This window comes from Flavobacterium sp. A45 (genome assembly GCF_002001005.1).
Taxonomy (GTDB): Bacteria; Bacteroidota; Bacteroidia; order Flavobacteriales; family Flavobacteriaceae; genus Flavobacterium.
Genome location: NZ_MUNX01000134.1, coordinates 1 through 12,077, shown reverse-complemented (window position 1 = coordinate 12,077; position 12,077 = coordinate 1). Strand labels below are relative to the sequence as shown.

The window sequence follows — 12,077 nt, the reverse complement described above, 5'->3', positions numbered from 1 at the left end:
TCTATATTACAATCATACTTTTTTGAAAATATCTCATTCAACTCTAAAATAGTTTTTCTTTGAAAGTGTTCATTAATATCAAAAGTCACTACTTTTTTAACCTCAAGATTATATTTAAAAAAATAAGGCATACTAGGGAACCATCCAGATCCAAACTCAAAAACAGTTTTATCTTTTAAGTCTATTTCTAATTTATTCAAAATAGCATTCAATCTTAAATAAGTAGATTCGACACTTTTTAACCTATTGTCTAATGTCGTTTTATCAAAGAACATTTGAATTTTATGGTAAAAAAAATCATCCACTTTGTTTGGCAATAAAGTCAGTGATTTAAACAGGATTGTTTTAAATTTATGATTCATCTTTTATTGTTAAATTAAAATTATTTTTTTTCAGAACTTTATTCAGAAGAATTACAGTACTTCTCTATAAATAATATCCTTTTCGTGTTGTACAACTATGGCTCCAAGTTTATCAACATCAAGCAATACACTCTCAAAACCAGACCAATAACCAACCAATTCTTTTAAAGTAGGATTCCAAATTTCTTGATTTAGAATTTTAGAACCTAAAAAATTAAAATTTTCCTCAACTATATAATTAATCTCATTCGCACTATAAAACAACCTTCCTTTGTGATACTTCATAGGTACCGAAAAATAAGTATGAGCAATAAAAACCCCTTTTTCTTTTATAAGCGATTCAATGTTCTTTTTGCATAGTGCTTTTTCAAAATTAACCATTTTTAACGTCTGGAAAATATAAAATTCTTTCTCAAAAATGGTATGCTTGAATAAAATAGGGCTGTATTTTGCCAATTTATAAACTTTATTTTTATTAGTATTCCAAAAAACAAAAACAGATAAAATACTAAACACTAAACTTAAACCATCCTTTAATAAGGCATAAAATTTACTTTTATCCCTTTGATAAATTACTTTTTTAAAATTCCCAGCAATACTTTTGTATTTCAAAATTAACTCTTGATCACCATAGAAATGAAACATCATATTTTTAGTCATCAATTGCAACTGTTTCGAAAAACGTAATCCTTTATTTCCTTTTAAGAAACTTAACAGTGTAAATTGTTTCGTATTCAATTGATTGATCACCCCAACTGTTGCTTTACCAGAGTCAATATAATTCCACAGAATTTTAATGTTTTTATTTATTAAGTTAGATTCATAATCTGCCTCCGTTATTTTTTTATTTTTAAACAACGACAAATTATAAGGCTGATAGCCATGATCTATCCAAGTAGGAATATCAAAATTTGGCGGAATATAGTTAAAAAAATCACTATTGCTTTCACTCTCCGATTTTATTGATTGAGAAAGCGAATGATAACACAGTTCGTGACCATCATCTTCCCATTGTTTCAACTCAATAGTATCGTTTTCATACGATGCATTATCGGTACGCTTTGAAAAATGATTTAAAAAAAAACCTTTTGTAATCTTTATATTATTTTGTTTAAAAAATGCCCTCTGAATTTTTAAATTTTCTGACGTGTCAAAATCACAATGATCCGTAAAACAAGCTATTGCAGTAAATGGGATTTTTGAACGGCTAAATTCTATTGCATTCTTCTTAGAAAACAAAATTGCTAGATTTTGCTTCCAATTAAAATTTTGATTTGCTGATTGAATTGTAACTTCGTTCTGATCTTTAATGTAATTTGTTAACGAAGAGGCGTACTCGGGATTAAAACGCCACAACAATACCTTTTTCTGCTTTTTATTAACCTCCCAAATCCCGATATTCCTATTGCCCTGTACTAGTGTTCCATCTTTTAATTTAATAATCTTAGGACAAAACTCATTGGCTATTCTATCACTATTACAATTTACCCATTGATAATCGTGGTTTCTAAATTCGATTATGGGCTGATAAAATCGTATTTCAATATAAAATGAATTGATTTTTGGAATCAAAAAATTTGAAATATCCATTTCAACTTTATTCTTTTGACTTTTATCAAAAGGGATTACGCTTTTCCCTGATGGTGTACAAATTGAAATAGACTCTATCAAAATAATTGTTTGTTATTAAATTTATTGTTGTAATATAAAGTGCTCAATCGGCAGCAAATATAATTCTCACTCAAGCTATAATCTCGGAAGTTTTTACTTTCGCTTTTTTAATTCATTTGCCCAAAACAAACTTTTATCCCACCTATTATTAAAATGATTTAAATAACGAATTGGATTTTTAATACTTTGATGTTTATAATACTTAAAAAACAAAGTGGTTTTGTACTTGTTTGTTTGTTCCCTACAATTATACTTGCCTTTCACATACATAACAGTAGGGGAAGGTTTGGGCTGTATCTCTTCATTACTCCATTCAAAAGTTGGCTTTATTCTAAATCCACCCATTGGAGCTTTTAGATGCAAAATACTTATTTCCGGAAAAGAAATGACATCGACTCCTAAATTTCGTAATTGTAATCCAAAATCCGTATCCTCTCCATATCCAAATTCCAAGCATTTATCAAAAGATACTTTTTTTATTAAATCTGCTTTCAAAAAACTATTCCCTGATCCAAAAATACCAGACTGATGGACATTTAAATTATGGATATGCTCATTAACTTTCAAGCAAGCTGTCGTTAAGCATAAAACACCATATTGTTTTACCTCTTTAAACACCTTTTCTATCAAATCTGATTCAAATCTAATGTCATCATCACTTAAGAATACCCATTCACTTTCTACTTGACTCAATGCCAAATTTCTTGCATTACAGGCACCTGCTTGATGGGTAAAGGTATGTTTTATAACAAAAGGCCAAGCCTCATTGTGTAGGTAATCCAATTCTGAAACACTCCCCTCTTGTGGATTTTGCTCTACTATAATTACATGAATTGGTAAATGAGTTTGCTGGGCTAAATCCTTCAGCACATCATACAAAAAATCTTTTCGCCCAATAGTTGGGATAATAACATCTATAGTAGCATTATTTATAACTGTGAGAGATGAGTTGACTTTAACAGCATCAATACTCGTTTTTTTCTTTTTCCTATTCTTGAAAAAATAAGCATATAAAAAAGCTACTAAATGAAATTGACGTTCATAAATAATTAAATTTAGGAACAACATTACGATCCATCGTTTTTTATAATGTTGTTTTATGAATTTGAAAAGTGTAAAAATCGAGGCTTTGGGATAAGAAATTAAAAAGTGTTTTTTTAATAATCTAGGTTCAGAATAACACAACAAACCCTGTGGTTTACAAACTTTGGCAATTGAATTTAAATAATAATCAAAACTAGAGTCCCTTTTTATGGTTTCTTTAGTCGCCAAAAGTATCGAAGCATGAATAACACCAACCAAACTACTCATTTGCCAAGTAGGATACGTTACTTTTTTATTTATTTTGATAAATAAAGATTCCTCCACATAGCCAATTTTGGAACCTATATAATTGCTGCTACTTGGATTGTAAGATAGCATCATTCTATTGTGATGCATTATTTCATCAATCTCTTCCAAATTAAGCGCCTCTTGATACTCTTCATGACACCATATCAGCTTTGATTCTGGAAATTGTTCTGCCAATTGCAATAAACCAAAAGCAATAGATTTATTTTTGGCAAAAGATATTTCACTTTTATCTACCGAAATTACTTTGGTAATCTTACTCTCTTTATGATATACTATAATCAAAATTAACCTATTATTGATTTATAAAAATCTACATTTTGTTCAGCTATTTTTTCAATATCAAAAACAGATTCTATTCTTATTCGGGCTGCTTTTCCTATGGTATAACATAAAATATCGCCTTGCAATAATCCAACTATTTTATTGGAAAACTCATCGTAATCTTTAGGATGCACTAAATACCCGCTTTCCCCATCAACAAGTAATTCTTGTGCCCAACCGATGTTACTGTTAACAACTGGTTTTTGCAACGCCATGGATTCGATTGTTACCATTCCTAAAGTTTCTGCAAAAGTTGGAAAAACACAAACATTTGCTTTTTTTATGTAATCCTGTACTTCTTGATACGGAATTTCACCCAAATAAGAAACGCATTTTAGATCTTCACTTTCAAACTCTTGCTCCACTAATTCCCAAGTCGATATAGAATTCGTTTGAATATCATAAGAATCACTACCTATTAAAACCAAACGTGCGTTAGGATATTGTTTTCTTACTTTATTGAAAATAGTAGGTAATTCCAGCACTCCTTTTTTTCGAATAATCGTTCCAATGTATAATATCAAACCATTCTCATATCCTAAAGGATCCATATTTTGAAAATGATCCAAATACAATCCATTATGGATGGTTTGAATTGTTTTATTTTTGATATCAAAAAGCTTTTTTGACAGTTCTCCTGCAAAATGGGTTGGCGCAATATAGGCCTGAGCGCTATCAATCGCTAATTTTTCGAACCAAAAATTTTTAACTTTTTGTTTTCTTTGTTCCAAATGACAAAAATAGGTGTCGCTTCCGTGAAAACGAATGACTAAAGGAGCTTTTAAATTCATAAAAGCAGTAATTCCAGTCCAATCGGGAGCTTCAACCAAATCAATTCCTTCCGAAACGATATATCTATTCAGATAGTTTTGAATGTATTTTCGATGAAAAAACCAACCAAACGCTTTATATTTTTGAGTTTTTATCAAATGAATTTTAACTCCTTCTTCCTCAAAAACAGCGGTTTCGGATTGCCCATAAACAAAAACGGAAACGGTACCCCCTTTTTTAACCAAAGCCATTACCAAGTTCTTAATACTTGTACCTATTCCTGCAGCATGAAGTACACGCTCATGTGGATATTCGGGAGTTAAAAAGGCTATATGCATATTTTTATTTACTAAAAAAGTCTTTCAAAATTCTTGCGGTAAATACTCTCGCTCCAGTATCATTCATATGTCCACAGGATGAAAAATATTTATCCTCCACTACTACATTTTCATAGTTATGAATTTCGGGGTATAGTTTCTTTACCTTTTCAAAATAATTAATTCCTTTGGTGTTTTCACACATTGGGGTCATCACCGCAATAAAATTGATATTATTGTCTTTGCAAATTTTTTTGATTTCTTCGAAATATTTATTGTGCTCTAAAGGCTTTAGATTGACAATATTATTCTTCATATTCCCTTTTCGATTGATTAAAGGATAATAACCTTTGTTATCTAAAATATTCGTTGGTTTTTTCAAACTCGTATTGTAAAATTCCCGAAAACCGATACGCCCATCAAATTTTATATACCTATAAAAAGGAATATAATACAATTCTAAAAAATCATCTTCGCTTGAAAAATGCTTTTTTACAGTTTCCGACTGATGTAAATAGGGCAAAAATTTACTTGAAATTCCATTATCTCTATGCTTATTCGATAAATTTAAATCGGCTTCTAGAATTACATTTTTTATATTATAATGCCGCTCCATCATTAATTTCAAAAGTAGAGAAGCTTCAAATAAATGACCGCCGCTCATTCCATAATTAAAGGTTTTCAATCCTTTATCTTCAAACATTTGGGCAACAAAATGATTATTGGCTCTGGAAGAACCTAAAATAACTACATCAAAGTTTTCGTTTTTTGTATTATAAACGTGATCTATTTTGCCTCTATTACTCGATTGCAGATAAACAACAGTGTATAAAAAATCTAAAACAACAGCAATTACTATTGTTAAGACCAGTATTTTTAAAGTAAATTGTAAAAACTTTTGCATTAGAATTGAAAATATATAAATTCTTTATAATCAGAATAGGTTCCAAAAGCGATAATGGCAGTTATAGCCAAAGCCAATTTCAATGTGTTGTATTTACCCGAAATAGGCTCCACTTTGGTTCTATTATTCCATTCAACCAATACAAACAGGCCAACCATCAACAATAGTTCATAATTGTAACGCTCGTTTGTAAGATACTGAGAGGCAAATTGACCGTTTACAACCATTCGTTTCAAATACAAAAAAGCATCGGTTATGGTTTTGGCTCTAAAAAATATCCAGGCAATTGTACTTAGACAAAAAGTCATTACAATACTGGCTATTATCCTTAGCGAATCCAAATTCCAGCTCAGTTGAATTTCATCTATATTGCTTCGATTTCTATTCAATAACAAAAGAGGTAAAAAATATACCGCATTGAGAAACCCCCAGGCCAGATAAGTCCAATTGGCACCATGCCAAAAACCACTTACCACAAAGATGATAAAGACGTTCCGAACCTGCATCACTTTGGAGCCTTTGCTACCTCCCAACGGTATGTAGAGATAATCACGAAACCAAGAAGAAAGTGAAATGTGCCAACGGCGCCAAAATTCGGCTATATCCCTTGAAAAATAAGGGTAATTAAAATTACGCAACAATTCCAATCCAAACAATTTTGACATCCCCAACGCCATATCGGAATATCCTGAGAAATCACCATAAATTTGGAATGCAAAATAAATTCCACCCAAAATAAGCGACAAAGAATTCATTGAAGAATAATTATCAAAAATAGCATTGGCATAGGTAGCACAAGTGTCGGCAATAACGACTTTCTTGACCAGTCCCCAAATAATTTGACAAACACCTTCTTTGGCTTGATTAAAATCAAAAGTTCTTTTGACTTTTACTTCGGGCAATAAATGGGTAGCCCGTTCAATTGGGCCTGCCACCAGAAGTGGAAAATAACTCACGAAAAGCGAATAATCCACAAAATTATACTCGGCTTTTATCCTTTTAAAATAAATATCGATTACATAAGATAACCCATGAAATGTATAAAAAGAAATCCCAACTGGTAAAATCACATCCAATAAAATAGGACTCGCTTTAAAACCAACTGTAGTCAACATTTGTGCAAACGAAGCTGAGAAAAAATTATAGTATTTAAAAATCCCCAGAAAACCTAAATTGATAATAATACTCAGCCAAAACCAGAACTTTCTCCCTTTATCATTGCTGCTCTTTTCAATCCTAATTCCAGTATAATAATCTAAAAACGTTGAAAAAACCAAAAGAAACAAAAAACGCCAATCCCAACAGGAATAGAAATAGTAACTGGCCACGATGAGGAGTGCATTTTGAGTACTCTTAGTTTTATTAAAAACAAACCAATACAGGAAAAACACTATGGGCAAAAAAATGGCAAAAGCCAAGGAATTGAAAAACATAATTTATTGTAAAAAATTGTATCTTATTTTGAAGTGCAAAGAAAGGGATTAATCTTTAGAAATTATGGTTTTTATTCCTTCCCAAATGCGTTTGGAAGCTTCTTGCGGAGGATGCTGGTTGATGATTTTGAACCACTCCTGAGCACCCTTGATAACTGAAGAATCTTTAACTAATCCTTTCTCGATTATTGAAGCAATGGCATCTGGGCTATTTATCCACAAAACCGTTTCTTTATTAGGCATCGAACGGAAATGCACGTAATTGTATATTTTTTTGACGGACCAATCTTTAAGTGTTTTATTTTTTACATCATAATTAATAAAAGCACAAGCTTTATCATGGGCGGCATAATCAAAAACCATGGATGACCCCAAATTTACAACCAGTTCCGTATGAGCTATCGTATTCATTTGCAAATCAATGTCTGCGTGAGTTGGCAAAACCGTATTCCAACCCTCACCTATTTTACTCCAAATAGGAGCAATCGGAGTGATTACGTCTCGGTAATCATCAAGTACTTTGTCATATCGATCCGAAAAGTCAACAGGGCAGCGTCGAAAAACAATTCCCAATGCATTTCCTTTTTGGTTCAATTCTCTAATGGAGATGGCAACATCTTCCAAGTATTTTGGATCATCTGGACATGTAGTAACATCGTCACCTGAATAGCAAATGTATTTTTTATTGACATCTAAATTATTTTGTTCAAAAAAAACTTCTCTTGAAAGTATCTTACTTTTCTCAAAATGAGATTCAAATTGTGGAGTTCCCGTAACAAAGACTTCTTCTTCTTCGATATAAGGATAATAAAACAGTAACTGCTTTTTCATTAAATCACTCCATACAAAATAATAGTCCGTTTCTACTACCATTGTGGCTTTTGGCAAATTATCCCAGGAAAAAATAAAAGTTACAGTGGGAATTCCTAAATCTTGAGCCGCCAATAACGGTGCAATTGCCGTCATAGGTCTCTGATTGGTGCAAAAAACCATAGCTGGTTGTTCTTTTTGCAAAGTTTCTAAACTTTGATGGTAATAAAGTGTTTTTCGTTCTTCTTGCTTAATTTTTTTTCGAATGCGCTTTAATCCGAAAGAAGAAGAATGGGTAAAAGACAACAACTCTGTTATACTACTTTTTACAGCTTTTACAGTTGTCGCATACGAAAAAGGAAATCGATACGTATCATAAACAGTGTCTCTGGTTCTTCGAATATTAAGATTCAACTCTATTTGCTTGCGGGCATTTTTGTAGATTTCCGTAAGTGGATGTGATTTGGAGTTTTGAATCTTTATCTCTTTAAAACCTAATTTAGTCAAATCAAATGGAGTATTATTCCAAAAAACAACATCGAAATTTTCTTGTAACCCTATAGCCTGAAAATCTGAATACGCAAAATTGCGTAGACCTATACCATCTGGCAAGAGGATGAATATTTTATTATTTTGCATTATCTGTCTCTAAACTGTTTTTGATGATTCATTTGCCAAAACTCTTTTTTTTGAAGACATTCCAAAAATAACTCGGCACTATTTCCTTCACCAAAATCAGCAACGGTTGGTTTTACCTTATGAGAATCAATCTTCCTTAAGGCCTCCGAAATATTCTTTCCAGAATAATCCACATTTATAATTTCAGCATGCACCGCTCTATTTTGCTGACGAGTGCCAATATTGATTATTGGAATTCCATAATAAGGCGCTTCCCGTATTCCGGCACTGCTATTTCCTATAATAAATTGAGAATTCTTCAATAATGTCAAAAAATATTCAAATCGTAACGAGGGAAAAATCCGAAATCGCTGATTCCCTTTTAATCGTTCATAGGCTTCCAAAATAGTTTTGCTTCCCAAATCATTATTAGGAAAAACAACAATATAATTATGAGTATCTGCCAATAATGAATTAACAAAATCTGAGGCATACTGATCCATTTCTTTTATCTCTGTTGTGACAGGATGAAACATTACAATTGCGTAGTTATCAAAAAACAATTGATAGTATTCTTTGGCCAATTCTAAACTCGGCAAGTGTTCGGAGAACATAACATCAATATCGGGTGAGCCAATGGTAAAAATAGATTCTTTTATCTCGCCCATCTGCCGTAATCTTTTGGCTGCTTCTGCATTGGAAACAAAATGAATATGACTCAGCTTACTTACACTATGACGAATCAGCTCATCTACAGTTCCAGATATTTCGCCACCTTCGATGTGGCCTACCAAAATATTATTCAGAGAACCCACAATAGCCCCTGCTAAAGTCTCTACTCGATCACCATGCACCAAAATTAAATCTGGTTCCACATTTTTTACATATTCAGAAAGTCCTTCAATTGTTTTAGCCAGAGTCAAATCCATAGTGGTTTCATGGGTATGATTCTGAAACGTATGTATATTTTTATAACCACAACGTTGTATTTCCAACAGGGTATATCCGTATTCTTCCTGTAAATGCATGCCGGTAACCGCTACAAAAACTTCAAATTCGGATTGTTGTTCCAAAATTGAAATCAGTGATTTTATTTTGCCAAAATCAGCACGCGTTCCTGTCAGGAATAGTATTTTTTTCATTTATATATTTAATATTACACACCCCAACCCTCTCAAGAGGGGAATATGTACCTGCTAACATTTATATTTAAGATTTTTAATGAACTTTTATTATTTGCACTTTTAACTCCGCTCTTGAAAGGGGAATACTTCTTTGAAAAGTATCACCTTTAGAGAGTTTTAAGTATGTCCTTTATTCCTAGATTTCGATTATTTGCACTCCTAGCCCCTTTCTCAAAAACAAAAATCTCTTTGCTAACATTCTTTAGAGTTTAAAACAAATTTTCTATATTCAAATACCCGTTATTTGCACTTCTCGCTCCCCTCTTGAGAGGGGCTGGGGGTGTGTTTCTCATATTCAACTATAAAAAGCTCAATAGCCCGCAACACATTTTCCATATCTCTTAAAACTTGTTCATCACTAAATCGTAAAACCGAAATACCCAATTCATTCATTCGTTTTTCTTTTACAGTGTCTTTATTATAGACTTCTAATAACTCATGAGAATATCCATCTACTTCAATACCCAACATCAATTCATAACAAAAAAAATCTAAAATATAATTATCAATCGGTTTTTGACGATGAAAATCGTATCCATACATCTGTTTCCCTTTTAATTTTAACCAAAGAAAAATTTCAGTTTTTGTAGAATCATTTCGCAATTGTCTTGCAAACTCTTTCAGTTTTGGATTATAGGGAATGATTTTTCTTTTAACCATTGTTTAATAGATGTTTTTGATTATATAAAAACACACCCCTAACCCCTCTCGAGAGGGGAATACCTTATTGCAAAGTTTCATATGAAGGTTTTTAATTGAAATTTTACTTTTACAAAATTTGATTGTTCACACTCATAACCTCGACTTGGGAGAGAAATATGCTCCTGTTAAATTTCTTGTTTAAAATTTTATTTACAAATGCGTCTTACTTGCACTTCTAGTTCCCCTCTCGAGAGGGGTTAGGGGTGTGTTTAACTCAATCAACATCCTCCCAACTCAATTGCTCATCATTACCAATATTTCGAGTAGCTTTTTTACCTAAAATAGAATCAAAATGCTCCGCTAAAATCTTCCCAGTCCCAGGACGTTTCACCCAAATATTTTCTTTGGTAAATAATTCTCCTTTCTTTATATCCGAAATAGCACAAACAGTGGCAAAAGCAAAATCAATAGTCACTTGTTCCTCTTGCGCTGGTTCTTTTACACCACCTCGCATTTGCCAAATTTCATTCGAATTTACAATCAATTCTTTAGTGGCTCGTTCGTCCATACTGCATACAATATCCGGCCCTGTGCGTTCCTTATGATCCGTAAAATGGCGCTCCAAAATACTAGCTCCCAAAGCCACAGCCCCCAAACAAGCATTGTTATTCAACGTATGATCACTCAAACCAAATACTTTATCGGGGAAAGCTTCATGCATTTGAGTCATGGCTCCTAAACGAACCAAATGAACTGGTGTCGGATATAAATTAGTGGTATGCAATAGTGCTACCGGAACTTTATGCTTATCAAAAATAGCTACTGCTTTGCGAATACTTTCAATCGTATTCATTCCCGTGCTCAAAATAACTGGTTTTCCGAAAGATGCAATATGTTCCAATAAAGGATAATTATTGCACTCCCCAGAACCTATTTTATAAGCTGGAATATCAAACTTTTTCAATCGCTCGGCTGCTGCTCTCGAAAAAGGAGTCGAAATAAATATCATCCCTTTACTCTCAACATACTTTTTCAATTCCAATTCATCGGCTTCGTTCAAGGAACAACGCTCCATAATTTCATAAATAGACACATCAGCATTACCTGGAATTACTTTTTTGGCAGCTCCACTCATTTCATCCTCCACAATATGGGTTTGATGTTTAACAACGGTAACACACGATCTATATGCAGCATCTACCATTTCTTTAGCTACTTGCAAAGAACCTTCGTGATTGATACCAATTTCGGCAATAACTAATGGCGGATAATCAAGACCTATTTTTCGTCCTGCAATTTCTATATATGGGTTCATAAAATGTGTTTTGGAGTATTGGTTATACGTTGTGAGTTATGACTAGTCAAAAATTGTTCCTTATAGTTAAGAAAAGGTTTTTCTATAAATTGATATGACAGACCAGAAACTAATATTGTAGCAAGAATTGAAAATACATATATTAAAAAATCATTAACAACACTCCATTTTTGGAGAAAGTGAATACATAATACAATCATCATTTGGTGATACATATACAAACCGTATGAAATTTTTCCTAAATAAATAAAGATTTTATTCTCTAAACTTTTGATCTTACCTAAATTAGAAGTTAAATTTAAAATAAGAATAGAAAATAAAATAGAATAAAAGGATGAAGTAAAATATTTGATTTGAACATTATAGAATATAGATA

General features: G+C 32.2%; 11 protein-coding genes. All 11 read right to left on the bottom strand.

All coding sequences use genetic code 11. The annotated features are described in order from the left end of the window. The coding region (locus B0E44_RS15855; RefSeq protein WP_131828092.1) for a hypothetical protein at nt 1–362 on the bottom strand (362 nt) is incomplete at its 3' end. A gap of 51 nt (nt 363–413) precedes the next feature. Then, complete coding sequence (locus B0E44_RS15850) at nt 414–1,952, bottom strand: hypothetical protein (RefSeq protein ID WP_077377484.1); 1,539 nt, start codon at nt 1,950–1,952, stop codon at nt 414–416. Between the two features lie 174 nt (nt 1,953–2,126). Next, a complete protein-coding gene (locus B0E44_RS15845; protein WP_077377481.1) occupies nt 2,127–3,668 on the bottom strand; it encodes a glycosyltransferase family 2 protein in 1,542 nt (513 codons plus the stop codon). Nucleotides 3,669–3,670: 2 nt separating this feature from the next. Further along, nucleotides 3,671–4,816 carry a glycosyltransferase family 4 protein gene (locus B0E44_RS15840; RefSeq protein WP_077377478.1) on the bottom strand — a complete coding sequence of 382 codons (1,146 nt, stop codon included), beginning with the start codon at nt 4,814–4,816 and terminating at the stop codon, nt 3,671–3,673. A 4-nt stretch (nt 4,817–4,820) separates the two neighbouring features. After that, nucleotides 4,821–5,699 (bottom strand): hypothetical protein, encoded by an 879-nt coding sequence (locus B0E44_RS15835; RefSeq protein ID WP_077377475.1) that lies wholly within the window; start codon nt 5,697–5,699, stop codon nt 4,821–4,823. Continuing rightward, on the bottom strand, nt 5,699–7,132 hold the full coding sequence (locus tag B0E44_RS15830) for an MBOAT family protein (RefSeq protein ID WP_077377472.1): 1,434 nt from the start codon (nt 7,130–7,132) through the stop codon (nt 5,699–5,701). The genes B0E44_RS15835 and B0E44_RS15830 overlap by 1 nt, the downstream gene beginning before the upstream one ends. A gap of 48 nt (nt 7,133–7,180) precedes the next feature. Next, nucleotides 7,181–8,581 (bottom strand): UDP-glycosyltransferase, encoded by a 1,401-nt coding sequence (locus B0E44_RS15825; RefSeq protein WP_077377470.1) that lies wholly within the window; start codon nt 8,579–8,581, stop codon nt 7,181–7,183. Beyond that, nucleotides 8,581–9,702 carry a UDP-N-acetylglucosamine 2-epimerase gene (gene neuC, locus B0E44_RS15820; RefSeq protein WP_077377468.1) on the bottom strand — a complete coding sequence of 374 codons (1,122 nt, stop codon included), beginning with the start codon at nt 9,700–9,702 and terminating at the stop codon, nt 8,581–8,583. The genes B0E44_RS15825 and neuC overlap by 1 nt, the downstream gene beginning before the upstream one ends. A gap of 282 nt (nt 9,703–9,984) precedes the next feature. Next, nucleotides 9,985–10,404, bottom strand: coding sequence for an endonuclease domain-containing protein (locus tag B0E44_RS15815; protein ID WP_077377465.1), 420 nt, complete (start codon nt 10,402–10,404; stop codon nt 9,985–9,987). Nucleotides 10,405–10,660: 256 nt separating this feature from the next. Continuing rightward, nucleotides 10,661–11,701: an N-acetylneuraminate synthase gene (gene neuB / locus B0E44_RS15810; protein WP_077377463.1), complete on the bottom strand. Its 1,041-nt coding sequence runs from the start codon at nt 11,699–11,701 to the stop codon at nt 10,661–10,663. Then, nucleotides 11,698–12,077: acyltransferase (locus B0E44_RS15805; RefSeq protein WP_131828091.1), on the bottom strand; the 380-nt coding region annotated here is incomplete at its 5' end. The genes B0E44_RS15805 and neuB, both read right to left, overlap by 4 nt.